This window comes from Sphaerisporangium sp. NPDC005288, from assembly GCF_040607475.1.
GTDB classification, from domain to species: Bacteria; Actinomycetota; Actinomycetes; order Streptosporangiales; family Streptosporangiaceae; genus Sphaerisporangium; species Sphaerisporangium rhizosphaerae.
Genome location: NZ_JBEXGT010000007.1, coordinates 49652 through 75675, shown reverse-complemented (window position 1 = coordinate 75675; position 26024 = coordinate 49652). Strand labels below are relative to the sequence as shown.

Genomic DNA, 26024 nt, shown 5'->3' with positions numbered 1-26024 from the left:
GAGTGCGGGGTCAGCGGAGGTGGGCGGTGTCGTTGAGGGACCTGACCAGCTCGGGGCCGTCGGGGAAGTAGTCGACGGTGGACAGGGACGCGACGTCGAGGTGCATGCGGTACAGCGCGGCGGAGGGCGCGAGCAGCGCGAAGCGCAGCAGCAGCTTGATGGGCGTCACGTGCGACACGACCAGGACCTTCTTGCCCTTGTGGTCGAGCAGCAGGCGTTCCTTGGCGGCCTGGACGCGGGCCGCCGCCTGGTCGAAGCTCTCGCCGCCGGGCGGGGCCACCGACGGGTCGGCGAGCCATGCCTCGAGCTCGGCGGGCCAGCGGCGCTGGATCTCGGTGAAGGTGTGCCCCTCCCAGGCGCCGAAGTCGACCTCGCGCAGCCCTTGGTCGACGGCGACCTTCAGGCCGGCGCGCGCGGCGACGATCTCGGCGGTGCCCTGGGCGCGCCGGAGCGGAGAGCTGACGATCACGTCGATCTCGTACGGCGGACGGGCCAGCCGGGCGGCGGCGGCCTCGGCCTGGGCGACGCCCTTGGGGGTCAGCTCGGGGTCGCCGGTGCCGGAGAAGCGGCGTTCGACGGAGAACGGCGTCTCGCCGTGCCGCAGCAGCAGGAAGGTCGTGGCGGTGCGCGCCGGGCCCATCCATCCGCTGCCCGTGCCGTCCGAGGATGCCGTCGCCCGCACGCCGGACGACACCGCGGGGTGCAGAGCGGCCTGGAGGTCGGTCCGGAGGTTCGACGGTACGGCGCCCGCGCCGGGCGATGTGGTGGTTCCGGAACTCGACGGTGCCGTGGGCCCGGCACCGGGCGGGGCCGTGACCGCGACGTTCGGCGGTGCTGTGGGGCTCAGACCGGGCGGGGTCGTGGGCTGGGGCATCGACGGGGGCGCCGTGCGGGAGCCGGGACGCCAGCGGTCGCCTTGGGCGGCGGCGTCCATGGCCTCGTTGGCCAGCCGGTCGGCGTCGCGGTTGCGCTCGCGGGGGATCCACTTCCAGCTGACCCGCAGGCGACCGGCCAGCGCGGCGGCCTCGCGGGCGAGCGGCCGCAGGCCCTCGTGCTTGATCTTCCACCGGCCGGCCATCTGCTCGATGACCAGCTTGGAGTCCATGCGGACCTCGACCGCGGCGCCCTCGCCGCCGAGGGCGAGGGCCGACCGCAGGCCGGCGATCAGGCCCTGGTACTCGGCGACGTTGTTGGTGGCGACGCCGAGGGCGTCGGCGGCCTCGGCCAGCACCTGGCCGTCGGTGTCCTTGACGACCGCGCCGTAACCGGCGGGGCCGGGGTTGCCGCGGGAGCCGCCGTCGGCCTCGACGACGAGGTTCACAGGCCGGACTCGGGCGTGCGCACCAGGATCCTGCGGCACTCCTCGCAGCGGACGACCTCGTCGTGGGCGGCGGCCCTGATGCGGTTGAGGTCGGCGATCGAGAGCGACACCTTGCAGCCCTGGCAGCGCCCGCCGTGCAGCATGGCGGCGCCGACGCCGTACTGCCCGCGCAGCTTCTCGTACAGGGCGAGCAGGTCGGCGGGGATGTCGGCGGTGATGCCTCCGCGCCGTCCCTTGGCCTCCCCGCTCTCCTTGTCCAGCTCGGCGAGGGCGATGTCGCGCTTCTCCTCCAGCGTGGTCAGGCCCGCGCCGATCTCGGTGCGCTCGGCGGACAGGCGGGCGACGTCGGCCTCCGCGGCCTCCCGGCGCTCCATGATCTCAAGGACGACGTCCTCCAGGTCGCCCTGGCGGCGGTGCAGCGAGGCGATCTCGGACTGCAGGTTGGACAGGTCCTTGGGCGAGGAGACCTGGCCGGAGTCCAGGCGCTTCTGGTCGCGCTCGGAGCGCACCCGGACGGCGTCCACGTCGGACTCGGCCTTGGTCTGCTCGCGGGCGAGGTCACCCGCGCGGGTCTCGGCGCCGATCACCTCGGTGGCGAGCCGGGCGAGCTTGGCGGCGCGCTCGTCGATCTCGGCCAGCTCGGGAAGCGTGCGGCGGCGATGGGCCAGCCTGTCCAGGACGGCGTCGAGCTCGGCGAGCTCGAGCAGGCGCTTCTGTGCTTCAGGGGCAGCTTTCACTTAATCCTCGCACTGTGCTGTTGTCGTCCAGGCGTCCGTCACCGTCGCGGAAACGCGCGTCTCCACATTAATCCCCTTGGCGGCCAACCCGGACGTGAGAATGCCGGCCGCCTGCCCCAGCCAGGGCCATTCGGTCGCCCAGTGGGCCGCGTCGATCAGGGCCGGACCGCCCGCGAACCCCCCGGACTCCATGAACTCGCCGGCCGGATGGTGCCGCAGATCGGCGGTGAGGAAGACGTCGACGCCCGCGGCGGCGGCCGTGCCGAGCAGGGAGTCGCCCGCGCCGCCGCTGACGGCGACCGTGCGCACCGGGCGGGACGGGTCGCCGGCGACGCGCAGGCCCCAGGCGGTGCGCGGCAGGCCCCGCGCGGCGCGGGCGGCGAAGTCGCCGAGGGTCGTGGGCGCCGCCAGGTCGCCGACGCGCCCGAGGCCGCGGGCCGGGTCGCCGGAGGAGGGCTGGAGCGGGCGCAGCGCCCCGGTGAGCCCGACGGCCCTGGCCAGGGCGTCGGAGACGCCGGGGTCGGCCACGTCGGCGTTGGTGTGGGCGGTGTGCAGGGCGATGTCGTTCTTGATCAGCCGATGGACCAGCGCGCCTTTGGCGGTGTCGGCGGCCACGGTCGTCGTGCCGCGCAGGAACAGCGGATGGTGGGTGACGACGAGGTCGGCGCCCCAGGACACCGCCTCGTCGGCGACGCTCGCCACCGGGTCCACGGCGAACAGGATCTTCCGTACAGGTTGGGCGGGGTCTCCGCAAACCAGGCCCACAGCGTCCCAGGGCTCCGCCCAAGCGGGGTCATACGTCGATTCAAGTTCCGCGATGATCGCGGACAACGCTGTCGGGGACACGTGCGCAGACTACCGGCACGATCTACCGTAAGTACGTCCTGACACCCGGAGGGCTGGCGAATGGCACCAACGGTAGCGATCATCGGCGCCGGCTTCGGCGGGCTGTGCATGGCGATCCGGCTCCGGAAGGCGGGGATCACCACCTTCACGGTGTTCGAGAAGGCGGACGGCCTGGGCGGCACGTGGCGCGACAACACCTACCCGGGGGCGGCCTGTGACGTGCCCTCCCACCTGTACTCCTACTCCTTCGAGCCGCACCGGGGCTGGTCGGGGCGCTACCCGGCCCAGCCGGAGCTGCTGGCCTACCTGGAGCACTGCGCCGACAAGTACGGCCTGCGCCCGCACCTCCGGCTGAACACCGAGGTCACGGCCGCGGAGTACGACGAGCGGGCGAACCTGTGGCAGGTGACGACGGCCGACGGCGAGCGGCGGGCGTTCGACGTGGTCGTCTCGGGGGTGGGCCAGCTGAACCGCCCGCGCCTGCCCGGCATACCCGGCGTGGAGACCTTCGAGGGGACGAGCTTCCACTCGGCCCGCTGGGACCACGGGCACGACCTGGCCGGGCGCCGTGTCGCCGTCATCGGCAACGGCTCCTCGGCGGCGCAGTTCATCCCGCGCATCGCGCCCGTCGCCGGCCACCTGGACGTGTACCAGCGCACGCCGAACTGGGTGATCCCCAAGGCCGGCGGAGTGTACGGCGAACGCGAGCGGCTGGCCTTCCAGCATGTGCCGTTGCTGCAGCGCGCCGAGCGCGAGCGGGTCTTCCGGTTCGTGGAGACCGTCATCTTCCCGGCGCTGGTGGACGGCTGGAGCAGGAACCTGGTCACCCGGCGGGCGCAGGAGCACCTCCAGCGGCAGGTGAAGGACCCTGAGCTGCGCGCCGAACTGACGCCCGGCTACCCCATCGGCTGCAAGCGCATCGTCATCGACAACGACTTCTACCCGGCGCTGACCCGCGCCAACGTGGACCTGGTCACCGACCCGATCACCCGGGTCGTCCCGGGCGGCGTCGAGACGGCCGGCGGCCGGGTGCGCGAGGCCGACACGCTGATCTTCGCCACCGGGTTCCACGCGACCGACTTCCTGGCCCCGATCGAGATCACCGGACGGGACGGCCACCGGCTGGCCGAGACATGGAAGGGCGGCGCGGAGGCGTACCTGGGCATCGCCATGCCGCGCTTCCCCAACCTGTTCCTGCTGTACGGGCCGAACACCAACCTCGGCCACAACTCGATCATCCTCATGATCGAGTCGCAGGTCCGGTACATCATGGGCTGCCTGACGCTGCTGCGGGCGCACGGCCCGATGGAGGTCCGGCAGGCCGCCATGGACGCCTGGCGCCGGGCGCTCGACGCCGCCATGGAGCGCACGGTGTGGCAGGCGAGCTGCCACAGCTGGTACAAGAACGACTCGGGCCGGGTGACCAACAACTGGCCGCGGCCGACCACCGTGTACCGCCGCATCACCCGCGCGCCGCGCCGCGAGGCGTACCGCTTCGGGTGACCCTCGCCGGGTCCCGTCCGCGGATCCGGGAAGGCGTCGAACGCCGCCCGGGAGGTCGCCGCCGGCCGGCCGCGACTCCGGGGAGGTTCGTCCGGCCGGCGCCGTCCCTCCCGGCCCAGGTCATCTCCTCGTCCGGCCCCTGAACACCGGTGGTACCGGCGTGCGTATACCGTCGGAGCGAGGAGCGCGAGGGAGCGGCGCCGGCGCCGGGGAGGATCCACGTGTACGCAGACCTGCATCGGGACGCCATCGTGGCGGACACCCACAACGACCTGCTGATGACCGTCTCCGCGCGGCCCCCGGAGACGTGGGCGTCGTTCTTCCGCGAGCAGTGGCTGCCGCAGCTTCGCGAGGGCGGCGTGGACGTGCAGGTGCTGCCGGCCTTCATCGACGTGCACTTCCGCCCCGAGGGCGCGCTCCGGCAGACCCTGCGCATGATCGAGTGCGCCCACGTCCTGGCCGAGGGCAACGGCGACGAGGTGCGCGTCTGCCTCGACGGGAGCGAGATCGACCAGGCGCTCGCCGAAGGCAAGATCGCCCTGGTCATCGCCCTGGAGAGCATGCCCGGCCTGGACGCCAGCGTGGAGCTGCTGCCCACTCTGCACCGCCTCGGCGTCCGGGTGGCGTCCATCGCCCACTGGGGACGCACGCCGCTCGCCGACGGCAGCGGCGAGGACGACACCGAGAGCCGCCTGACCAGCCACGGCGTCGCGGTGCTGCGCGAGATGGAACGGCTGGGCATGGTGTTCGACGTCTCGCACCTGGGCGCGTCCGGCGTGGCGCACGTCCTGGAGATCGCCACCCGCCCGGTGATCGCGACGCACTCCTCCGCCCGCGTGCTGCGCGACCACCACCGCAACCTGACCGACGAGCAGCTGCGCGCGGTCGCCGCGGGCGGCGGGGTGGTCTGCGTCAACTTCCTGGCCGCGTTCCTGTCGGACCGGCCGGAGGGGTACACGATCGAACGCCTCGCCGATCACATCCTGCACATCGCGGACGTCGCCGGCGTCGACCACGTCGGCCTCGGCCCCGACTTCATACGCGAGGTGCTGCTGGACCTGACCCCGCCCTGCGAGTCGTACAGCACGACGGGGCTGGACACCATGGCGACCATCCCCGGCCTGGACGGGCCGCGGGGCATGCCGCTGGTCACGCGGGAGCTGCTCCGGCGCGGGGTGGTCGAGCAGGACATCCGCAAGATCCTCGGCGGCAACGTCATGCGCCTGTTCCGCGCCGAGCTCGGCCGCCCGGCGGAGCACGCTCCCGGCGTGCCGGCGGCCGGCGAGGCGCGCGCCCCGGGCGCGGCCGTGCCGCAGCGCGGGCCCGTGGCGGCCGGCGCCTCCGAGCACAGCCGGTGAACCAGGCCGGGATGCCCGCAGACTCCTCCTCCGGGCGGGGCGACGCGGCCACCGGCCGGTTCGAGGCGGCGGCCCGGCGGGCGGGCGTCCAGGTGCGCGAACTGCGGGACATCGCCGAGTTCGAGCAGGTCGTCGAGCTGTACGACGGCATCTGGGAGACCGAGCCCGGCCACGCCCCGATCAACGTCGAGCTGCTGATCGCCTTCGCCCACAGCGGCAACTACGTGAGCGGCGCGTTCGCGGACGGCGGGCTGGCCGGCGCGAGCGTCGGCTTCTTCGCGGCCCCCTCCGGCCGTGCCCTGCACTCCCACGTCACCGGCTGCGCCCGCAGCCGGGGCATCGGGTTCGCCCTCAAGCTCCACCAGCGGGCCTGGGCCCTGGCGCGCGGCCTCGGCGTGATCTCCTGGACCTACGACCCGCTGGTGCGCCGCAACGCGCACTTCAACCTCACCAAGCTCGGCGCCCGCCCGGAGCGCTACCTGGAGTCCTTCTACGGGGCCATGGGGGACGCCATCAACGCCGGCGACGAGTCCGACCGGCTGCTCGCGGTGTGGCCGCTGGACGATCCGCGCGTCGAGGCCGCCTGCTCGGGGGCGGCGCGGCCGGTGGCCGTGCCCGGCGGCGCGGTGGTGGCGCTGGCGGAGGAGGACGGCCGCCCGGCTCGGGGCTCCACGGACGGCCGGACGTTGCTGGTGGGGACGCCGAGGGACATCGAGACGCTCCGGCCCCGCGACCCGGCGACGGCCAAGGCATGGCGGCACGCCGTCCGCGACGTGCTCGGCGGGCTGCTGGAGGACGGCGCCAAGGTGACCGGGTTCACCGCCGGCGGCCACTACATCGTGGAACGGCCGTGAGGCGCGCGGTGCCGTCGTGGACCGAGTCGCCGAAGCCGCGGCGTCGGCGTGGAACGATCGTGACGTGCCGCGGCGCCGTCGCGCGGAGGTGTGCAAACGTGAGGGAGCGGGCGTGAAGATCACTGGGGTGGAGCTGCGCAGGGTGGCGATGCCGCTGGTCGCGCCGTTCCGCACGTCGTTCGGCACCGAGACCGAGCGCGACGTGCTGCTGGTCAGGGTGGTCACTCCTGAGGGCGAGGGGTGGGGCGAGTGCGTGGCGATGTCCGATCCGCTCTACTCCTCCGAGTACGTCGACGGGGCCGCCGAGGTCCTGCGGCGCTTCCTGGTGCCCGCGCTCGCCGCGCTGCCCGGCGCCGGCGCCCACGCCGCCGAGCGGGCGCTGGCGCCGTTCAAGGGCCACCGCATGGCCAAGGCCGCCCTGCTGACGGCCGTGCTGGACGCCGAGCTGCGCGCCACGGGCACCTCGTTCGCCGACTTCCTCGGCGCCGCCCGCGACCGGGTGCCGTGCGGGGTATCCGTCGGCATCATGGACTCGGTCCCCCGGCTGCTCGACGCGGTGGCCGGGTACGTGGACGAGGGCTATGTGCGCGTGAAGCTCAAGATCGAGCCCGGCTGGGACGTGGAACCGGTACGGGCGGTGCGCGAGCGGTTCGGGGACGACCTGCTGCTCCAGGTGGACGCCAACGCCGCCTACACCCTGGCCGACGCCCCGCACCTGGCCCGGCTGGACGAGTTCGGCCTGCTGCTGGTCGAGCAGCCGCTGCCCGAGGACGACATGGTGCAGCACGCGGCCCTGGCCCGGCGGCTGCGCACGCCGGTCTGCCTGGACGAGTCGATCGAGTCGGCGCGCGACGCCGCCGCCGCCATCTCGCTCGGCGCGTGCTCCATCATCAACGTCAAGCCGGGGCGGGTGGGCGGCTATCTGGAGGCCCGCCGCATCCACGACCTGTGCCGGGCGAACGGCGTCGCGGTGTGGTGCGGCGGCATGCTGGAGACGGGCCTCGGCCGGGCGGCCAACCTCGCGCTGGCCGCGCTGCCGGGCTTCACGCTGCCCGGCGACACCTCCGGCTCCCGCCGCTACTACGCCACCGACGTCACCGAGCCGTTCGTCCTGGACGACGGCCACCTGGCCGTCCCCACCGGGCCCGGCCTGGGCGTGGACCCGCTGCCGGACGTCCTCGCCGAGGTCACCACCTCGACGCAGTGGCTTCCCGTCTGACCCCGGCCACGCCGCGCCCGATCCGCGAGCGGGTCCAGATAGACGTGCGCCGCCTCGCGGTCCGGCTGCGGCCCGCGGGCGTCGGGTGGCCCGGTGACGGGGAGTAACGTCGTGGACCGATCTTGCACCATGGAGGCACGACCATGACGCCCTTCACCCTTCCGCCCGCCGTCCGGCGGGCGGTGGACGCGGCCAACGCCGGCGACATCGAGGACTTCCTCGGCTCCTTCACCGAGGAGGGCGCCGTCGACGACTGGGGGCGGGTGTTCCGCGGCCCGGCGGCCATCCGCGGCTGGAGCGACAAGGAGTTCATCGGCGTCCGGGTGAGCCTGACCGTCACCGGCGTGCGCCAGAGCGGCGACACCGTGGTCGTGTCGGCCATGGTCGGCGGCGACGGCTTCAACGGCCCCTCCGACTTCGCCTTCACCGTCGAGGCCGACCGCGTCTCCCTCATGCGCATCACCGGCTGAGGCCGACCGCGTCTCCCTCGTGCGCATCACCGCCTGAGGCCGGCCGCCTCCCCTGCCGTCGTGACGGCCCCGCCCGGCGGGAAGGAGATCGACAGTTCCAGGCCGCCGTCCGGGTTGGAGGTGGCGCGGACGGCGGCGCCGTGCGCCTTGGCGATCGAGGCGACGATCGACAGGCCGAGGCCGCTGCCCTGTTCGCGGGTCGTGTGCAGGCGCCGGAAGGGCGCGAAGAGGTCGCCGAGACGTTCCGGCGGCACCTCGGGGCCGGTGTTGCGGACGGTGAGGACTCCCCGGGAGAGCGTGATCGCGACCGTTCCACCGGGGTGGTTGTAGCGGACGGCGTTGTCGACCAGATTGGTGACCAGCCGGGTCAGCAGCACCGGGTCCCCTTCGACGACCAGCGGCTCCGCGTGCACCGTGACGCTCACCTCGCCGGTGCCGGCCTCGGCCGCGATCAGCCGCGTCACCTCGTCCAGGGCGACCGGCCCGGTGCTGTCCAGGCCGTGTTCCGCCTGGGCGAGCACCAGCAGGGCGTCGATGAGGTTCTCGGAGCGGCGGTTGTGGAGCAGGAGTGTGTCACGGATCTCGCCGACGTCCTCGGGCAGGCCGATCTCGATCGCCGCCCGCTGGACGGCCAGCGGGGTCCGCAGCTCGTGGGAGGCGTTGGCGATGAACCGGCGCTGCGCCTCGACGGAGCGCTCGAGCCGGTCGAGCATCGCGTCGAAGGTGTCGGCCAGCTCCTTGAGCTCGTCCTTCGGCCCGGTGAGGGCGATGCGTTCGTGCAGGTTCGACACCGACAGCCGGCGGGCGGTGGCGGTGATCCTGTGGACGGGCCGCAGGATGCGCCCGGCGACCAGCCAGCCGACGGCGACCGACACCAGCGCCAGGACGCCGACCGTCAGCGTGGCCGTCTCCCACTGGTGGCCGACCACGTCGTCCACCAGCTCGGGCAGCGGCACCGGCCGGACCTGCGGCATCGCGCCCCCCGGCCCCGGCGGCGCGAGCGGCGCGTCGGGGACGCGCGCGATGCGCGTCCGCAGCGTCTGGCTCAGCAGCACGTTGACCGTGACCAGCAGCACGACGGAGGTCGCCAGGAAGAGCCCGGAGTAGATCAGCGTGAGCCGGACCCGTACCGTCGCCGCCGCGGACGTCCGTCCCGCGGTCGCGGCGTGCGCCCGGCCCGCCGTCACAGCGGATACAGCGGATGCCCTGCCCGCCGCGTACGCGTCGGCCGCGGCGGACGCGTGGCCCGCGGCGGGCGTCCGGTTCGTCGTCACAGCAGGTATCCGGCACCGGGGACCGTCTGGATGCAGGGCGGGTCGCCGAGTTTGGCGCGCAGGCGGCTGACCACGACGCGCACGACCGTGGTGAACGGGTCGGCGTTCTCGTCCCAGGCCTCCTCGAGCAGCCGCTCGGAGCTCACGACCGCGCCGTCGGCCCTCATCAGCACCTCCAGGACCGCGAATTCCTTGAGCGACAGGTGCAGGTGCCGGCCGTCCCGCGACGCCTGCAACCTGTGGGCGTCCAGCACGATGCCGTGCCGACTCAGGACGGGCGGAACCCGCGAGCTGCTGCGCCGGCCGAGCGCCTGCACCCGCGCGACCAGCTCGGCGTAGTCGAACGGCTTCGGCAGGTAGTCGTCGGCCCCCATGCCGAGGCCCTCGACCCGCTCCGGCACCGACGCCGCCGCCGTCATCATCAGGATCCGCGTGCGGCTCCCCCGCGCGACCAGCTCGCGGCACACCTCGTCGCCGTGCGTCTCCGGCAGGTCCCGGTCCAGCACCAGGACGTCGTAGTCGTGCACCGCCAGCCGTTCGGCCGCGGCGGCTCCGTCGTACACCACGTCGACGGCCATCGCGTGGCGGCGCAGTCCCATCGCCACGAGATCGGCGAGGTCGCGTTCGTCCTCCACCACCAGAACCCGCATGCCGATGTTCGTACCCCAACCGGGGTAACAGCGGCGTTAACGGTTTCGTTCACGGCCGCGCAACCCGCCTGCGGCCACGCTGGCCGTCATGAACAGAACCTTGTGCGCCGCCGTGCTCGCCGCGGCCTGCTCCGTGTCCGCCCCCGCCGCCGCGACGCCCCACCCGAAGCCGTCGGCCCCGCCGGCCCCCGCCCCCGCCCCCGCCGTCCTGGTGAACCCGGCTTCTCCGCCGGCTTCCCACCTGAGGCCGGCGGCCCCGTCGGCTCCTCCCGCCGCGACCCCCGCCGCGGGCGGCGGCTGCGTCCCCGCCACGGCGCCTCCGCAGGAACCCCTGCCGCCGACCACGGTCGACACGCTCCGGGTGGCGTACCACTGCGTGCTGGACAACTACTACAGCGGCCCGGTCATCGACCCCGGGACGCTGCTGAAGAACGCCCTAGCGGCCTACACCCAGGACCTGCAGCGGCGCGGCGCCGACCGCGCCGACCTGCGGCTACCGGCGCTGACCGGCGAGCGCGACGCCGACTGGACCGCCTTCGCGAAGGTCCTGGGCGCAGGCGACCCCGCCGCGGTGCGAGCCGCGATCACCGGCATGGTCGCCGGGCTGCAGGACGATCACGCCCGCGTGATGTGGCCCACCCCGCCCCCGGCGGGCGGCCCGGCCGGGACGGGCATCGTGGGCGCGTCGGCGCTGCGGGGGCCGCAGCTCGACCCGGCGGCCCGGCCGCCGATGTTCATCACCCGCGTCCTGCCGGACAGCCCCGGCGCCAAGGCCGGCGTGCGGCCCGGCGACATCGTGCTGAAGGCCAACGGCATGCCGCCGTTCGTCGGGACGAAGCCGAACCAGTCCATCATCGACGCCATCACCTCCCCGACGCTGCGGCTGACCCTCAAGCGGCCGACCACGGGACGGGTCCGCACGGTCGAGGTGCACAAGGGGCCGGTCACGCAGCCGTCCCAGGAGGTGACATCCAAGACGCTTCCCGGCGGGGTCGCCTACGTCCAGTTGCCCGCCTTCGACAACGGCGCCGCCGACAAGGTCATCGCGGCGTCGCGGGATGCGCGGAAGGCGGTGGTGCTGGACCTGCGCGGCAACGGCGGGGGGTCGCCCCGCGAGGTGACGCGCCTGCTCGGCGCCTTCGCCCACGGCAAGGTGACCAGCTACTTCTGCCCGCTCACGGGCGAGTGCGCGGCCAACCGCACCGACGACACCGTCACGCTGCTCGGCCTGCGCCTGGTCGTGCTCACCGACCGCGGATGCGCCTCGGCCTGCGAGGACTTCAGCGCGGCGGTCAAGGACAACGGCATCGGCACCCTCATCGGGACGCGCACCGCCGGAGCGGTCTCCGGCCCGGCACGCGGGTACCTCCTCGGCGACGGCGGCGTCCTGCTCCTGCCGCAGGTCCGTCACCTCGGGCCCGCCCGCGAGATCATCGACACGATCGGCGTGCCGGTCGACCACTATGTCCCGCTGACCGCCCTCGACGTCGCCACGGGACGCGACCCGGCTCTGGCCAAGGCGCTCGCCCTCCTGTGAGCACCCCGCACCCGCCCCGGCGGGCCCGGACGGCCGTCCGTCTCCAGAGGCGGGGATGGCCACGGAGGCCGCGTGGCGTCCGTCCGGGGGCGAGGGACGGCCACGGAGGCCGCGTGGCGGCCGTGCGGGGCGGCCCGCGCGGGTCAGCCCGCGGACGGCCTGCGGCGGTGCTTCGGGATCACGGAGACCGCCGCGAGCGCGATGGCCGCGTGGACCAGCGACAGCACCAGCAGGAAGAGCAGCCCGACCGGCCACAGGCCCTGGCTCCCGCCGTCCATCTCGTCGCGGACGACGACCATGGCGAACCAGGCCAGGAACGGGGCCGGCGCCACCATGCCCCACCAGAACCCCTTGCGCCCGGCCCACCACTCGACGAGCCCCGTGAGCAGCGCGAGCAGGAGGAATACCGGGATCAGGTAGGGAGAGTCCATCAGGTCGGGGGAGGCGCTCGCCGAGACCTGGGGGGAGGTCGCCAGGGACGCCGCCACGCCCGCGGCTCCGGCGGCCACCAGGACCAGCACCGACAAGACGGTACCGACCGGTCGAGACGGCATGGCTCCCCCTTCATCTCGGCGGACATCGCACCGACCACGGCAGGAAGGTACGGGACGCATCCTCCCCCACCCGGACATCGCGATCAATCGCTCGTGACCATGATCCTTTCTCGCCCGGGCCGCGTCCGGCCGAGGTGGTGAGGGTCAGCGGCCGTCGAGGTAGGCGTCGCGGACGCGGGAGCGGGAGAGCTTGCCGGTGGGGGTGCGGGGCAGTTCGTCGCGGTACTCGATGACCCGGGGGTGCTTGAAGCGGGCGATGCGCGGCTCGCAGTGGGCCAGCAGCTCGGCGGTCAGCTCCGGGCCGGTGGGTGTGCCGGGGGCGGGCTGGACCAGCGCGACGGCCTTCTGCCCCCACTCCTGGTCCGGGACGCCGACCACGGCGACGTCCGCGACGGCGGGGTGCTCCAGCAGCGCGGCCTCGACCTCGGCGGGGTAAATGTTCACCCCGCCCGAGATGATCAGATCGGTGCGGCGGTCGCACAGGAACAGGTAGCCGTCCTGGTCGAGGTAGCCGATGTCGCCGGGCGCGTACCACTCTCCGCGCCTGCTCGCGGCGGTCCGGGCGGGGTCCTTGCGGTACTGGAAGGCCCCCAGGGAGGAGGACAGGTAGATCATGCCGGGCTCGCCGGGTGGCAGCTCGTCACCGTGCTCGTCCAGGACCCGCACCTCGAAGGACGGCGCGGGACGGCCGACGGTGCCCGGGCGGGCCAGCCACTCGCGGGGCTTGACGGCGAAGGCGATGGCGGACTCGGTGGAGCCGTAGTACTCGTAGAGCACCGGCCCCCACCAGTCCATGATCTCCTTCTTGACCGCCACCGGGCAGGCGGCGCCGGTGTGGACCACCTGGCGCAGCGAGGACAGGTCGTACCGCTTCTTGACCTCGTCGGGCAGGCGGAGCATGCGGTGGAACATGGTCGGCACCATCATCGCGTTGGTCACCCGGTGGCGCTCGATCAGCTCCAGGATGACCACCGGGTCGAACCGGGGGGCGATGACCACGGTGTGCCCGAGGTGGAGGGCGATCTGGGTGTGCGCGCACGGCGCCGAGTGGTACATCGGCGAGGTGACCAGGTGGACCTCGTCGCCGGGCCGCAGGTCGCAGACCTCGCCGACGAAGAACCTGGTGCCCGGGACGGACCGCTCGGGCGGCGAGGCCGGCAGCGGCCGCTGCACGCCCTTGGGGAAGCCGGTGGTGCCCGAGGTGTACCACATGACCGAGCCGCTCGACCGGTCCGGCGGCGGACCGGCCGGCATGCCCTCGGCCAGGCCGGCGCACCCTGCGAAGGTCGCCTCGGCCGCGATCCCGGCGGCGGCGCAGGCGTCCTTGACGGTGCCCGCGAGCGCGCCGTCGGCGGTGTCGCCGTGGACGACGACGCGGGCGTCGCAGTCGCCGAGGATGTAGGCGATCTCGGCCGCGGTCAGGTGCCAGTTGACGGGTACGTAGTACAGGCCGATCTGCCCGATCGCCAGCAGCATGACCACGGCGTCGATCCCGTTCGGCAGCACGCCCGCCACGACGTCGCCCTTGACCAGGCCGTGGTCCCGCAACCCGTGGGAGACCCGGTTCGCGCGGGCCAGCAGCTCGCCGTAGGTGGTGACCGCGCCGTCGGCGTCGACGACGGCCCTGCGGCCGGGGTCGGCGGCGGCGATCGCGTAGAAGCCGGGCAGCTCGCTGATGTCCATGGGCGCTCCTCGTCGCGGGCGGTGGTCGAGGCGTGCGGCCGGTCCGCCCTCCCCGCTCCCCGTCCCGGGACGGTCGGCCGAGGCGCGGAGCCGGCTCAGATACTCCGTCCCCAGAACATTGCTCTCCTGAACCCCCGGAGCCCGTTGTACAGAACATCGCTCGGTCCGGTGGGACGCCGCAGACAGATCACCGCGCGACTCCGGCTCGGTGAGCGAAACGTCCAACCCGGCTTGCGCCCGTCGCCCAGACGGGCACGATGCGGAGACGTGAGCGACACGACTCCTTCCCCCGGCCTCTCCGGTTCCCCCGACACCTCGGGTTCCCCCGGCCTGTCCGGTCCCCCCGGCGCCTCCGGCGACCTGCTCGACGGCCGCGCCTTCGCCATGGTCAGCTCGACCGCGAGCGAGGTGAACGCCGACGAGCCCACGCGCTTCCACTACCGGGAGGCCAACGGGGTCATCTGGGGCGGCTACACCGGCGACACCGTCATCCACGGCCGCTTCGTCGGCACCCGGGACGACGACCGGATCGAGCTCACCTACGCGCACGCGCTCAAGGCCGGCGGCAGGGCGGCCGGCCGCAGCACCAGCCGGATCGAGTCGCTGCCCGACGGCCGCCTGCGCCTGGTCGAGGAGTTCGCCTTCGACGGCGACGACACCCCGCAGGTCAGCGTCTGCGAGGAGATCCGCCCGGCCTGAGGTCAGGGGTCCTTGTGGAGGTGGGCGCGGCCTTCGGCGGCGCCCACGAAGCGCATCTTGCCGAGGGGGACGTTCGACGAAGGCTGCGGGGCCGGGTCGGCGGCGGGCGGGCGGCGGGGGGCCTGGCGGGGGCGGCCGTCGGAGGGCAGCACGTAGGGCCGCTTGAGCACCTCGTCCAGGATGAAGACGGTCTCGGTGGCCTTGACCGCGGGGATGCTCGCCAGCCGCTCGGTGACCAGCGCGTGCACGGCGGCGACGTCGGGCATCCGCACCTGGATCATCGCGTCGTGCTGCCCGGTGGTGATCGCGCAGTACTCCACCTCGGGCATCTGGGCGAGCTGGGCGCGGAACTGCTTCCACATCTGCTGGCGCACGGTGACGAAGACCAGGGCGGTGATGCCGAGCCCGGCGCGCACGTGGTCGACCTCGGCGGTGAACTTCTTGATCACCCCGTCGGCGCGCAGCGCCTCGAACCTGGTGTAGGCGCTCGCCCGGGAGATCCCGACCCGTTCGGCGAGGGCGGCCACGGAGATGCGGCCGTTCTCCCGCAGCACCTGCAGGATCTTCATGTGGACGGCGTCGAGCTGCAGGCCGATGCCGATCCGTCCAGGGACCCCGGTCCCGGACGGTGGCGTGCTTGACATTTCGGTCATACATCGTTCCCATGCGCTCTATCCGTCTCGGCCCTCTGCCATGAGCTGGACGTTTTATCGGACAATCCTGGACCACACGCTAACAATCGTCTACATAGCCCAATTCCGGAGGACACAGAATGGCGACCCGCTCGCGGCGCCGTACGGCATGGCAGGCGAGGGCGGCTCTGCTGCCGGTCCTGCTCACCGGCGCGCTCTCCCTCGCCGCCTGCTCCGGTGGCAGCACGTCCACCACGTCGTCGCAGGGCGGCGGCGGCACGAGCAAGACCCTGGTGATGGACGCGTCCTTCACCCTCAAGACCGCCGACCCCGGCCGCAACTACGAGCCGACCGGCCTGATCATCGGCAAGGCGCTCTACGACACCCTGCTGACCTTCGAGGGCTCGGACGTCACCAAGCCGGTCCCCTCCCTCGCCGAGTCCTACGAGCAGTCCCCGGACGGCAAGACGCTGACGCTGAAGCTGCGCCAGGGCGCCACGTTCTCCGACGGCTCCCCCGTCACCGCCGACGACGTCGTGTTCTCCCTCAACCGCGTCCGCGACCTGAAGGGCAACCCGTCCTTCCTGCTGGACGGCGTCGAGGTGGCCAAGACCGACGAGTCGACGGTCACGCTGACCTCCAAGACGCCGCGGCCCGAGCTGCCGTTCATCCTGCCGAACCCGGCGCTGGGCATCCTGAACTCCAAGGTCGTCAAGGAGCACGGCGGCACCGCCGACTCCTCCGACAAGGCCGAGCAGTACCTCAACGGCGCCTCCGCCGGCTCCGGGCCCTACGAGATCGAGTCCTTCAACACCTCCTCGCAGGTGGTGCTGAAGGTCAATCCGAAGTACTGGGGCGCCCGCAAGCCCACCTACACCAAGGTGGTCATCCGCAACGTCGAGTCGGCCACCCAGAAGCTGAACGTCCAGCGGGGCGACAGCCAGGTCGCGCTGGACCTGTCCGGCGACCAGGTCAAGGGCGTCCCCGCGAACCTGCCGACCGTCAAGACCGCCTCGGCCAACGTCGTGTTCCTGCTGGCCAACCAGAACCCGGGCGTCAGCGCGGTCACCAGCAACCCCAAGATCGTCGAGGCCGTCCGCAAGGGCGTCGACTACCAGGGCCTGCTGGAGCTGGCCGGCGAGGGCTCGGTGCAGGCGCCGGGCGTCATCCCGACGATGCTGCTGGGCGCGCTGCCCGCCGACCAGGCGGTCAAGCGGGACGTCGAGGGCGCCAAGGCCGCCGTGGCGGCCAGCGGGGTGAGCAACCCGTCGATCAAGCTGGAGTACCCGAGCGACCTCACCCTGCAGGGCCTGTCGTTCCAGCCGTTCGCCGAGCGGATCCAGGCCAACCTCAAGGAGGTCGGCATCACCGTCGAGCTGGCCCCCGGGCCGGTGGCGACCGCGCTGGACAACTACCGCAACGGCAAGGAGGAGCTGGGCCTGTGGTACTGGGGCCCCGACTACCCGGACCCGACGGACTACCTGGCCTTCCTGCCCGGCAAGACGGTCGGCCTGCGCGCCGGCTGGAAGGACGGGGCCGACAAGGACCTGTCGGCCCTGGGCGACAAGGCGGCCTCGACGGTCGGCGACGACACGCGCAAGCAGCTCTACACCGACATCCAGAACAAGCTCAACGCCTCCGGTCCGTTCATCCCGCTGATCCAGCCGAGCCAGAACATCGTGACGGCGGCCTCGGTGACCGGGCTCCAGTTCCACCCGGTGTGGACGGTCGATGTCGCGGCCCTCGGCACCAAGTGACGACCCGGCGGGCGGCGCGGCGCGAGGCCGTGCCGCCCGGCCGGGCGACCAGGACGACGGCGGCGCACGTCCCGGCGACCACGACGGTGGCATCGGTCCGGGCGCGCGCGACGACGGCGCGAAGCATGACGACGGCGGCGCCCGCGTGAACGACGGGGGCGGCCCGCGGGCGGGCGGGCGCGGTCGCCGGCGGCATCCCCTGGCGCGGTTCCTGGCCCGCCGGATCGCGGTCGCGGTGCTGCTCGGGTTCGGCATCACGCTGGTCACCTTCGTCCTGACCAACCTGGTCCCCGGCGACCCGGTCACCGCCAACCTCGGCCAGCGGGCCCTCGGCGACCCGGCGATCGTGGCGCAGTTCCGGGCCGAGCACGGCCTGGACAAGCCGCTGCCGGCGCAGTACCTGACCTACCTCGGCGGGCTGCTGCACGGCGACCTCGGGCTGAGCCAGCAGAGCCACCGTCCGGTGCTGGACGACCTGGCGGAGTTCGTGCCGGCGACGATCGAGCTGGCGGGCGGGGCGATCCTGATCTCGCTGGTGGCGGGCGTCGCGTTCGGCGTGGTCGCCGCGCTGCGCCGCGACCGGCTGTCGGACCAGGTGCTGCGCGTGCTGAGCCTGGTCGGCATCTCGGTGCCGACCTTCTGGCTGGCCCTGGTCGCCTTCTACGTGTTCTTCTTCCGGCTGCAGATCACCCCGGGCAGCGGCCGCGTCGCGCCGGACCTCAGCGCGCCGCCGGCCGTCACGGGGCTCTACACGCTCGACGCCGCGATCGCCGGCCAATGGGACGTGTTCGCCTCGGCCGCGGGGCACCTGATCACCCCGGCGCTGGTGCTGGCCGCCTACACCATCGGCCTGCTGACCCGTTTCACGCGCTCGGCGGTGCTGGAGGTGCTCGGGCAGGACTACGTGCGCGCGGCGCGGGCCAAGGGCCTGCCCGGACGGGTGATCCTTTTCCGGTACGTGCTGCGGTCGGCGCTGGTGCCGATCATCACGGTGGCCGGTCTGGCGTTCGGCAGCCTGCTGTCGGGCACGGTGCTGGTGGAGTCGGTCTTCGCCCGTCCCGGCATCGGCCAGTACGCCTACAAGAGCGCCACGACGCTCGACCTGCCCGCCGTCATGGGCGTCGGCCTGGTGGTCGGCCTGGTGTACGTCCTGATCAACCTGGTGGTCGACGTCCTGTACGGGATCATCGACCCGAGAGTGAGGCTGTCGTGATCGCCCGCGTCCGCCGCGGAGGGGGGCCGGCGTGAGGATCCTTCCCGGCCCGCCGGACAGGAAGGGCGTGCTGGCGCGCCTGCCGGAGGCGTGGCGGCAGCCGCTCGCCGTCGTGGGCGCGGTGGTCGCGCTCGCCTGGCTGGTCGTCGCCGTCGCGGCCCCGCTGCTCGCGCCGCACGACCCGCTGGCGCAGGACCTGCCGAGGCTGGCCTCCCCCGGTCCCGGGCACTGGTTCGGCACCGACCAGCTCGGCCGCGACATCCTGTCCCGGGTCATGTACGGGGCGCGGGTGTCCATCCCGCTGACGTTGCTGCTGGTGGTGCTGTCGCTGCTGATCGGCGGCGTCCTCGGCGCCTGCGCCGGATATTTCGGTAGATGGGTCGGCGAGGGGATCATGCGGCTGGCCGACCTGGTCTTCGCCTTCCCCACCGTCATCCTCGCCATGGTCGTCGCCGCCGCCCTCGGCGCCAGCCTCACCAACGCGGTGCTGGCCGTGCTGGTGGTGGCCTGGCCCGCCTACGCCCGGGTGACGCGCGGCCTGGTGCTCGGCATGCGCGAGCGCGAGTTCGTGCTCAGCGGCCGGCTGCTCGGCTTCTCGGCCTGGAAGTCGCTGCGCGTGGACGTGCTGCCCAACGTGACCGGCCCCATCCTGGTGCTGGCGACGCTGGACATCGGCACCGCGCTGCTGCTGCTGTCGGGCCTGTCCTTCCTCGGGCTCGGCGCCAAGCCGCCCTCCCCCGAGTGGGGCGCGATGGTCGCCTCCGGCGTCGAGGTCTTCGACAGCTGGTGGGTCGCGACCTTCCCGGGCCTGGCCATCCTGACCGTGGTGCTCGCCTTCAACTTCCTCGGCGACACGCTGCGCGACGCCCTGGACCCGCGCACAGCGCGCGCCATCAAGGAGCGTGCGCTGTGACCGTGAACGACCGCCTGGACGACCGCGAGGACGCCGCGCCGGTGCTGAGCGTCGAAGGGCTGACCGTCTCGATCGGCGGGCACGAGATCCTGCGCGGGGTGGACCTGCTGCTGCGCCCGGGACGCGTGCACGGACTGGCCGGCGAGAGCGGCTCGGGCAAGACGATGACCGGGCTGGCCGCGCTCGGGCTGCTGCCGCACGGCGCCCGCGCGGGCGGCCGCGTCGCGCTGGAGGGCCGCGACCTGCTCGCCCTTTCGCAGCGCGACCTGAACGCCGTGCGGGGACGCGACATCGCCATGGTGTTCCAGGACCCGGCGACGAGCCTGCACCCGATGCTGACCGTCGGCCGGCAGATCACCGAGCACATGCGGCACCATCTGCGCCTGGGCAGGGCCGAGGCGCGGGCGCGGGCGGTCGACCTGCTCGGGAAGGTCCGCATCCCCGGTCCGGCGGCGGCCTTCGACCGCTATCCGCACCAGTTCTCCGGCGGCATGCGCCAGCGCGTCGCGATCGCGATCGCCCTGGCCTGCGGCCCGAAGGTGCTGATCGCCGACGAGCCGACCACCGCGCTGGACGTGACCGTCCAGGCGGGCGTGCTGCGCCTGATCAGGAGCCTGTGCGACGACCTCGGGCTCGCCGTGCTGCTGGTGACGCACGACCTCGGCGTCATGTCGGCGGTCGCCGACGACGTCAGCGTGATGCGGGAGGGGCTGGTGCTGGAGACCGGCCCGCGCGGCCGGGTCCTGCGGGAACCTGAGCATCCCTACACCCGGGCGCTACTGGACGCGCTGCCGAGGGAGGAGTCATGAGCATGCTGGACGTGCGGGACCTGGTCGTGGACTACCGGACGCCCGGCAGGCCGGCCGTGCGGGCGGTCGCGGGGGCCAGCCTCAGCGTGGCGGCCGGCGAGGTGGTCGGCCTGGTCGGGGAGTCAGGCTGCGGCAAGTCGACGCTGGCCCGCGCCGTGTGCGGGCTGGTCCCGGCCGGCGGCGGCGCCATCGCGTTCGAGGGCGGCCCGGTCACCCCGCTCGGCCTGCGCCGCAGGGACCCGGCGCTCGCCAAGATCCAGATGGTGTTCCAGGACCCCTACGCCTCGCTGAACCCGCGGCGGCGGGTCGGCGCCCAGATCGCCGACGGCCTGGCGGCGGCCGGCGACCGCGAGACCACGCCCGCCGGCATGCTGGAACGGGTCGGCCTGCCCGGGCACATGGCCGAGCGCTACCCGCACGAGTTCTCCGGCGGGCAGCGCCAGCGCATCGCGATCGCCCGGGCGCTGGCGGCCCGCCCGTCGCTGCTCATCGGCGACGAGCCGATCTCGGCGCTGGACGCCTCCGCCCAGGCGCAGGTGGCCACGCTGATGCGCAACCTCGCGGTGGAGTCGGGTGCGGGGCTGCTGTTCATCAGCCACGACCTGTCGGTGGTGCGGCTGATCGCCGACCGCATCGCGGTGATGTACCTGGGGAAGATCGTGGAGACCGGGCCGACCGCCGAGGTCTGGGCCGAGCCCCGCCACCCCTACACCCAGGCGCTGCTGCGGGCCATCCCCGAACCGGACGGCCTCGGTCGGCTTCCGGAGGAGCTGCCCGGGGACGTGCCCGACCCGGCGGACCCGCCGTCCGGATGCCGCTTCCATCCGCGGTGCCCGGTGGCGATGGACGTGTGCGCCGAGAAGGAGCCGGCGTTCGGGCCGGTGGCGTGCTGGCTGCATCCGCCCGCATGACCGGGGAGGTCATGGAGGCCGTCCTCGCGCGGATGGCCGAGGCGGGCCTGGACGCGCTGGTGCTGCGCCCCTCGCCCGACCTGCGGTACGTCGCCGGGCACGACGCTTCGGGGTTCCTCGTGCTGGTCCCCGGCCTGCCGCCGGGGTTCGCCTCCGACGCCGCCGAGGCGGCCGGGCTGATCCCCGCCTCGGTGTCGCGGGTGGGGGTGGACGCGCAGATGCGGGCGCACGAGCTGTTCGTGCTGCGGGTGGACGCCGACCTGGTGCTGGCCTCGGCGGTGCTGGACCCGCTGCGGATGCGCAAGCGCCCCGAGGAGGTCGCCGCGATCGAACGGGCCGCCGCGGCGGCCGACCGCGTCCTGTCGGCCGCGCGCGAGCCGTCCTGGTTCGGCGCCACCGAGGAGGGCATGGCCCGCCGGCTGGCCGCGGAGGCCGGTGACGAGGCCCGGGTCTCGGTGGTGGTCGCGGCCGGCGAGAACACGGCGAGGCCGCGGCACGTGCCCTCCGGCCGCGTCATCAACCCGGGCGACGCGGTGGCGGTGCGGGTCACGGCGCGGTCGGGCGGCTACCACGCGCACGCGAGCCGCGCGTTCGTCGTGGCCGAGCCGCCGGAGGACTTCGAGGCGCTGCACGCGGTGCTGCTGTCGGCCCGCGACGCCGCCGCCGAAGCCGTGCGGCCGGGCGCGACGGCCGCCGAGGTGGACGCGGCCGCCTGGAGGGTGCTGGACGAGAGCGGGTACGGGCCCTACGTCACGCGGGCGACGGGGCAGGGCGTCGGGCTGGAGCCGCAGGAGGGCCCCTGGCTCACCGCCGCCGACCGCACCGTGCTCGCCCCGGGCATGACCCTGACGGTCGAGCCGGGGATCCAGGTACCCGACCTTTACGGAGCGCGAGTCGGAGACGTAGTGGAATGCACCGAAAGTGGGGTGCGGACGATGAACCACGCACCCCGCACACTACATGTCCTTGATCCATAGTTTGTGTCATCTTGCCCTTTCACTGGCCTGACCTCGAATGATGCGGATTTAGGGTGATCACGAGGCGGACAAGGGGGCTCAGTGAGGCTCTGGCGCGACTGGTCCGTGCGGACCAGGCTGACGTGGGTCGCCAGCGTCATGACGGCCTTGCTATGCGTGGGCGCGAGCGTGCTCGTTTTCATCGGACTGTACCGGCTCGCGGAGTCCCACCAGCGCCAGGAGATCGTGGCGAACCTCATGCACGTCTCCCGCATGCTCCACGAGGGCAGGATGAGGTCCGTCCTGCCGCCTGAGGGCCAGGCATGGCACATCCAGGTCGTGGACAACTCGGGCCGCGTGCTGGCGGCGACCCCCGATCTGCGGGGCCTGCCGCCGATGGCCCGGTTCGTCCCGTCGGAGAAGGCCGTGGTCGCCTTCCAGAGGGTCTGCTCACCGCCGGGATTCCCGGACAGGTGCCCGGACGTCGTGGCGCTGCGCGTCTACCGGCCCGAGGGCGACTACACGATGTACGGCGTCGGGGAGCCCATCCCCTGGTATGTGAACCCTGTCCTGTTCCTGCTGGTCGGCAGCGCCTGCCTCGCGCTGACCGGAGCCACCGCCGTCGGGACGCACCGTCTTGTGCGCTGGGCGCTCGCGCCCGTCGAGAACGTGTGCCTCGAGCTGGCCGAGATCACCGTCTCGGATCTCAGCCGCCGGGTGCCGGTCTCCGCGCGCCACGACGAGCTGAGCGCCCTCGCCGTCACCGTCAACCAGACCCTGGACCGCCTGCAGCAGGCGGTCGAGCAACAGCGGCGCTTCGCCTCCGACGCCGGCCACGACCTGCGCAGCCCCATCACCGCCATGCGCACGCAGGTGGAGGAGGCCCTGCTGCACCCGGAGGACGCCGACTGGATGAAGATCGCCGAAGCTCTGGTCTCGAGCCTGGACCGGCTGCAGGCCATCGTCACCGACCTGCTGGTGCTGGCCAAGCTCGACGCCGGTGAGAAGATCTCGCGCAGCTACATCAACCTGGCCGAACTGGTGCGCACCGAGGTCGGCCGCCGCCCCCGGCGCAGGCGCGTCGTGCTGCACCTGCGTCCCGGCGTGGTCGTCAGCGGCGACCGGCTCCAGTTGCTGCGGCTGCTGACCAACCTGCTGGACAACGCCGAGCGGCACGCCACCTCCACGGTGACCGTCATCGTCGAACGTCACAGCGCGACCGCCGAGCTCCAGGTGATCGACGACGGGGAGGGCATCCCTCCCGACAAGCGGGAGCTGGTGTTCCAGCGCTTCACCCGGTTGCCCTCGGGCCGCGAGAAGGACAAGCAGGGCACCGGCCTCGGGCTGGCCATCGCCCGCGACATCGCCCAGCACCACGACGGGACGCTGGTCATCGAGGACTCCCCGGTCGGCACCCGCTTCGTCCTGCGGCTCCCCCTGCTGAGCGGCCCCTGACCGCCCCCCGCCGGCGGCCGCTAGTGCCGGAACACGAAGTAGCTCTGGGTGTCCGACTGCAGATAGCCGTGGAACTTCGGGGCCTTCGCGGCGGCCGCCCTGGTGGCGGTGACGACCGTGACCACCACGTAGTTCCCGGTCTGGCCCCAGCGGATCTTGCCGTAAGCGTAGCTCGCGTGCGTCTGGTCCCGGCGCCATCTCACCGCGTCGGACGAGAGCTTCTGCAGCCGGGCGGCGACCGTCTTCGCGTCCGTCTCGGCGGAGAAGGCCAGCAGGATCTGCACGGCCTTGAGGTTGCCGCCGTAGGCGGAGTAGGCGACCTGGACGGCGCGGTCGCAGCCGTACCTGGCCAGCACGCCCTTGCCGTCGACTGAAGCGCAGCTGTCGTAGTCCCAGCCGCCGACCTTGCGCGCGCTGTACTTGACGCTCCCCAACTTGAAGTTCCAGTCGTCGAACTCCGCGCTGGTGAGCCGGGTCCCCGGCTCGGTCCGGCGCGACGTCGCGGTCTGGCTGGGAGCCGCCGTCGGCTCGCCGGGCTCACTCGCGGGCGACTCCTCGGCGGAGGGGTCGGCGGACGGCGCCACCCGGTCCGTGGGCGGATCGAAGGTCGGCACCTGCACCGCCACGTCGCGCCTGGCCGGCTTGGAGTTGGCGTAGATGACCGCCAGCACGGCCCCGCCGCCCAGCAGCACGACGGTGAAACCGATGATCAGCCCGACGAGCACACCCTTACCGCTCTTGGCGGGCGGCGGCGGCCCCTGGCCCGGCATTGGATATCCCCCGCCCGGATACGGCCCCCCGCCCGGCATCTGGTACCCCTGCGCGGGATACGGCCCTCCGCCGGGCATCGGGCGTCCCTGCTCCGGGTACGGCCCTCCGCCCGGCAACTGGCGCCCCTGATCGGGATACGGCCCTCCGCCGGGCGACTGACGCCCCTGATCGGGATACGGCCCTCCGCCGCTCGGCGGGTACCCCGCACCGGGATACGGCGCCCCACCCTGGGACGCCCCCGCGCCCGACGGGTATCCCCCGTCGGCGGGCGCCCCTCCACCCGGATAAGGCCCTTCACCCGGATAAGGCCCCCGACCCGCATACGGCCCGCCGGCCTGGGACGTTCCCGCTCCGGACGGGTACCCCCCGTCGACGAGCGTCCTGCCGTCCGAGTACGGCCCCGGGTACGACCCTCCACCCGGGTACGCCCCTCCACCCTGGGGCACTCCTCCGGCCTCGGGCGCTCCTCCGCCCTGGGACATTCCTCCACCCTGGAATGGCCCTGCGCCTGATGGCGGGTACCCCTGGCCGGGGTACGGCCCCGCCCCCGGCGGCGGATATCCCATCCCCGGGTGCGGCTCCGCGCCCGGCGGTGGGTATGCCCCGTGCCCCTGCTCCTGCGGCGCATCGGCCGGCGAGCCGTATCCGGGTGGCGGCGCCGGGGGCCCTCCCATCGGCTGGTACGGGTCCTCATCCCTCGGCTGGGGCTGGGGCGACTGGGGAGGATAAGCCATATTTCCATTGTGGTGCACGTGATCCCATCAGACCCACCAGTACCGGAAATGGCATTGAATACTCGCCAGTAGAGGCCCCAACCTGCCCAAATCACGTCACCGAACGGCCCGGCACAGCGCGGCCGGCGCGGATACGCTCCAGCCCGGAATACTCTGGATACTCCGAAATAGCCTGGCCTGACGCGGTATTGCACGGTATGGCCGGGCCCGTCGCGGTACGCCTAGCCCGACCCCACTCCCGCCGGCGCGATGACCGCAAGCTTGTCCGGATTCATCACCCACAGGAGCCGGTCGATGCCCTCCGAGGAGGCGCTGATGGTCAGGAAAGCGGTGACGTTCTCGCCCTGCGAGATCAGCACCGCGGGGCGCCCGTTCGCCTCGATCCACGTGATCTCCGTGCCCGGCCAGAACCTCGGCGCGAACGCGACCATGAACCTCGCGACCCGCGTGCGGCCGGCCACGGGCACCCGGGCGACGTTCCGCATGGCCTTCCCGCTGTCGGAGTAGCTGACGACGTCCGCGGCCAGGAGCTCCTCCAGGGCGGCGAGGTCGCCCTTCCGAGCCGCCGCGAGGAACGCCTTCAGCAGCCGCCGGTGCGCGGTCGAGCTGACCGGCTTGCGGCGCTCGGCGGCGAGGTGCTTGCGCGCCCGGCTCACCAACTGCCGGGTGTTCGCCTCGCTGAGCCCGAGGATGCCCGCGATGTCGCCATAGGGGTAGTCGAAGGACTCCCGCAGGACGTACGCCGCCCGTTCCGTGGGCGAGAGCCGCTCCAGGAGGAACAGGACGGCCAGTTCCAGCTCGGCGCCCTGCTCGGCTCCGGTCTCGGGGCCGGAGCCGGTGTCCACCGGTTCGGGCAGCCACGGGCCGACGTAGACCTCGCGCCGCTTGCGAGCGGACATGGCGACGTTGATGGCCAGGCGGGTGGTCGCCGTGGCCAGGAACGCCGCGGGGTCGGCCACGACGTCGCGGTCGGTGGTCTGCCACCGTACCCAGATCTCCTGCACGACGTCCTCGGCCTCCGTGGTGCTGCCGAGCACCCGGTAGGCGATGCCGAACAGCCGGGGACGCAGTCCGGCGAAGACCGAAACGGCCTGGTCGAGCTCACCGGCCGCCCGCGGATCTCCGGACTGCATGATCGTGCTCGCCTCCCCGCTTCCCGTCTCCCCTC

At 73.2% G+C, this 26024-nt stretch carries 24 protein-coding genes; 14 read left to right on the top strand and 10 right to left on the bottom strand.

Annotated elements, in window-relative coordinates; all coding sequences use genetic code 11:
* Positions 1-10: 10 nt before the first annotated feature.
* The 3 genes from ABZU32_RS09410 to ABZU32_RS09400 are packed head-to-tail and all read right to left on the bottom strand — an operon-like array spanning position 11 to position 2904.
* The gene (locus ABZU32_RS09410; RefSeq protein WP_354919459.1) at positions 11-1321 is read right to left on the bottom strand and encodes a bifunctional RNase H/acid phosphatase; all 1311 of its coding nucleotides are present in this window, start codon (positions 1319-1321) and stop codon (positions 11-13) included.
* Entirely contained in the window at positions 1318-2058 is a 741-nt protein-coding gene (locus ABZU32_RS09405; protein ID WP_354850890.1) for a C4-type zinc ribbon domain-containing protein, read from the bottom strand. Before ABZU32_RS09405 ends, ABZU32_RS09410 begins: the two co-directional genes overlap by 4 nt.
* Positions 2059-2904: a Nif3-like dinuclear metal center hexameric protein gene (locus ABZU32_RS09400; protein WP_354919455.1), complete on the bottom strand. Its 846-nt coding sequence runs from the start codon at positions 2902-2904 to the stop codon at positions 2059-2061.
* 60 nt (positions 2905-2964) lie between these two features.
* Here ABZU32_RS09400 and ABZU32_RS09395 point away from each other — a divergent pair, with 60 nt between their 5' ends.
* The 5 genes from ABZU32_RS09395 to ABZU32_RS09375 all read left to right on the top strand — a co-directional run bounded on the left by ABZU32_RS09395 (position 2965) and on the right by ABZU32_RS09375 (position 8308).
* Positions 2965-4407: an NAD(P)/FAD-dependent oxidoreductase gene (locus ABZU32_RS09395; RefSeq protein WP_354919452.1), complete on the top strand. Its 1443-nt coding sequence runs from the start codon at positions 2965-2967 to the stop codon at positions 4405-4407.
* Between the two features lie 221 nt (positions 4408-4628).
* On the top strand, positions 4629-5765 hold the full coding sequence (locus ABZU32_RS09390) for a dipeptidase (RefSeq protein WP_354919449.1): 1137 nt from the start codon (positions 4629-4631) through the stop codon (positions 5763-5765).
* 11 nt (positions 5766-5776) lie between these two features.
* Complete coding sequence (locus tag ABZU32_RS09385; protein ID WP_354919446.1) at positions 5777-6619, top strand: GNAT family N-acetyltransferase; 843 nt, start codon at positions 5777-5779, stop codon at positions 6617-6619.
* A 112-nt stretch (positions 6620-6731) separates the two neighbouring features.
* Positions 6732-7838 (top strand): o-succinylbenzoate synthase, encoded by a 1107-nt coding sequence (menC, locus tag ABZU32_RS09380; RefSeq protein WP_354919443.1) that lies wholly within the window; start codon positions 6732-6734, stop codon positions 7836-7838.
* A 143-nt stretch (positions 7839-7981) separates the two neighbouring features.
* Entirely contained in the window at positions 7982-8308 is a 327-nt protein-coding gene (locus ABZU32_RS09375; protein WP_354919440.1) for a nuclear transport factor 2 family protein, read from the top strand.
* Positions 8309-8334: 26 nt separating this feature from the next.
* Here ABZU32_RS09375 and ABZU32_RS09370 read toward each other — a convergent pair whose 3' ends face one another.
* Positions 8335-9582, bottom strand: a complete 1248-nt coding sequence (locus ABZU32_RS09370; protein WP_354919437.1) for an ATP-binding protein — start codon at positions 9580-9582, stop codon at positions 8335-8337.
* On the bottom strand, positions 9579-10232 hold the full coding sequence (locus ABZU32_RS09365; protein ID WP_354919434.1) for a response regulator transcription factor: 654 nt from the start codon (positions 10230-10232) through the stop codon (positions 9579-9581). The genes ABZU32_RS09370 and ABZU32_RS09365 overlap by 4 nt, the downstream gene beginning before the upstream one ends.
* Positions 10233-10320: 88 nt before the next feature.
* On the opposite strand from ABZU32_RS09365, the gene ABZU32_RS09360 reads away from it, so the two are divergent.
* A complete protein-coding gene (locus ABZU32_RS09360; RefSeq protein WP_354919432.1) occupies positions 10321-11769 on the top strand; it encodes a S41 family peptidase in 1449 nt (482 codons plus the stop codon).
* Between the two features lie 143 nt (positions 11770-11912).
* On the opposite strand, the gene ABZU32_RS09355 is transcribed toward ABZU32_RS09360, so the two are convergent.
* The gene (locus ABZU32_RS09355) at positions 11913-12290 is read right to left on the bottom strand and encodes a hypothetical protein (RefSeq protein ID WP_354919429.1); all 378 of its coding nucleotides are present in this window, start codon (positions 12288-12290) and stop codon (positions 11913-11915) included.
* A 177-nt stretch (positions 12291-12467) separates the two neighbouring features.
* Positions 12468-14006: an AMP-binding protein gene (locus ABZU32_RS09350; protein WP_354919426.1), complete on the bottom strand. Its 1539-nt coding sequence runs from the start codon at positions 14004-14006 to the stop codon at positions 12468-12470.
* A gap of 267 nt (positions 14007-14273) precedes the next feature.
* Here ABZU32_RS09350 and ABZU32_RS09345 point away from each other — a divergent pair, with 267 nt between their 5' ends.
* Positions 14274-14705 (top strand): hypothetical protein, encoded by a 432-nt coding sequence (locus ABZU32_RS09345; protein WP_354919423.1) that lies wholly within the window; start codon positions 14274-14276, stop codon positions 14703-14705.
* Between the two features lie 2 nt (positions 14706-14707).
* Here the strand turns inward: ABZU32_RS09345 and ABZU32_RS09340 are convergent, their stop codons facing one another.
* Positions 14708-15358, bottom strand: a complete 651-nt coding sequence (locus ABZU32_RS09340; RefSeq protein ID WP_354850851.1) for an Lrp/AsnC family transcriptional regulator — start codon at positions 15356-15358, stop codon at positions 14708-14710.
* Positions 15359-15477: 119 nt separating this feature from the next.
* Here ABZU32_RS09340 and ABZU32_RS09335 point away from each other — a divergent pair, with 119 nt between their 5' ends.
* The 7 genes from ABZU32_RS09335 to ABZU32_RS09305 all read left to right on the top strand — a co-directional run bounded on the left by ABZU32_RS09335 (position 15478) and on the right by ABZU32_RS09305 (position 23351).
* Positions 15478-17094 carry an ABC transporter substrate-binding protein gene (locus tag ABZU32_RS09335; RefSeq protein ID WP_354919420.1) on the top strand — a complete coding sequence of 539 codons (1617 nt, stop codon included), beginning with the start codon at positions 15478-15480 and terminating at the stop codon, positions 17092-17094.
* On the top strand, positions 17069-18307 hold the full coding sequence (locus ABZU32_RS09330) for an ABC transporter permease (protein ID WP_354919417.1): 1239 nt from the start codon (positions 17069-17071) through the stop codon (positions 18305-18307). The genes ABZU32_RS09335 and ABZU32_RS09330 overlap by 26 nt, the downstream gene beginning before the upstream one ends.
* 31 nt (positions 18308-18338) lie before the next feature.
* Entirely contained in the window at positions 18339-19220 is an 882-nt protein-coding gene (locus ABZU32_RS09325; protein ID WP_354850843.1) for an ABC transporter permease, read from the top strand.
* Entirely contained in the window at positions 19217-20029 is an 813-nt protein-coding gene (locus tag ABZU32_RS09320; RefSeq protein ID WP_354919414.1) for an ABC transporter ATP-binding protein, read from the top strand. The genes ABZU32_RS09325 and ABZU32_RS09320 overlap by 4 nt, the downstream gene beginning before the upstream one ends.
* Complete coding sequence (locus ABZU32_RS09315) at positions 20026-20940, top strand: ABC transporter ATP-binding protein (protein ID WP_354919411.1); 915 nt, start codon at positions 20026-20028, stop codon at positions 20938-20940. The genes ABZU32_RS09320 and ABZU32_RS09315 overlap by 4 nt, the downstream gene beginning before the upstream one ends.
* Entirely contained in the window at positions 20937-21917 is a 981-nt protein-coding gene (locus ABZU32_RS09310) for a M24 family metallopeptidase (protein WP_354919408.1), read from the top strand. The genes ABZU32_RS09315 and ABZU32_RS09310 overlap by 4 nt, the downstream gene beginning before the upstream one ends.
* 81 nt (positions 21918-21998) lie before the next feature.
* A complete protein-coding gene (locus ABZU32_RS09305) occupies positions 21999-23351 on the top strand; it encodes a HAMP domain-containing sensor histidine kinase (protein ID WP_354919406.1) in 1353 nt (450 codons plus the stop codon).
* Positions 23352-23371: 20 nt separating this feature from the next.
* Here the strand turns inward: ABZU32_RS09305 and ABZU32_RS09300 are convergent, their stop codons facing one another.
* Together ABZU32_RS09300 and ABZU32_RS09295 are read right to left on the bottom strand one after the other, a co-directional pair.
* A complete protein-coding gene (locus tag ABZU32_RS09300; RefSeq protein WP_354919403.1) occupies positions 23372-24121 on the bottom strand; it encodes a hypothetical protein in 750 nt (249 codons plus the stop codon).
* A 956-nt stretch (positions 24122-25077) separates the two neighbouring features.
* Positions 25078-25989, bottom strand: coding sequence for an RNA polymerase sigma-70 factor (locus ABZU32_RS09295; protein WP_354850827.1), 912 nt, complete (start codon positions 25987-25989; stop codon positions 25078-25080).
* Positions 25990-26024 lie beyond the last annotated feature (35 nt).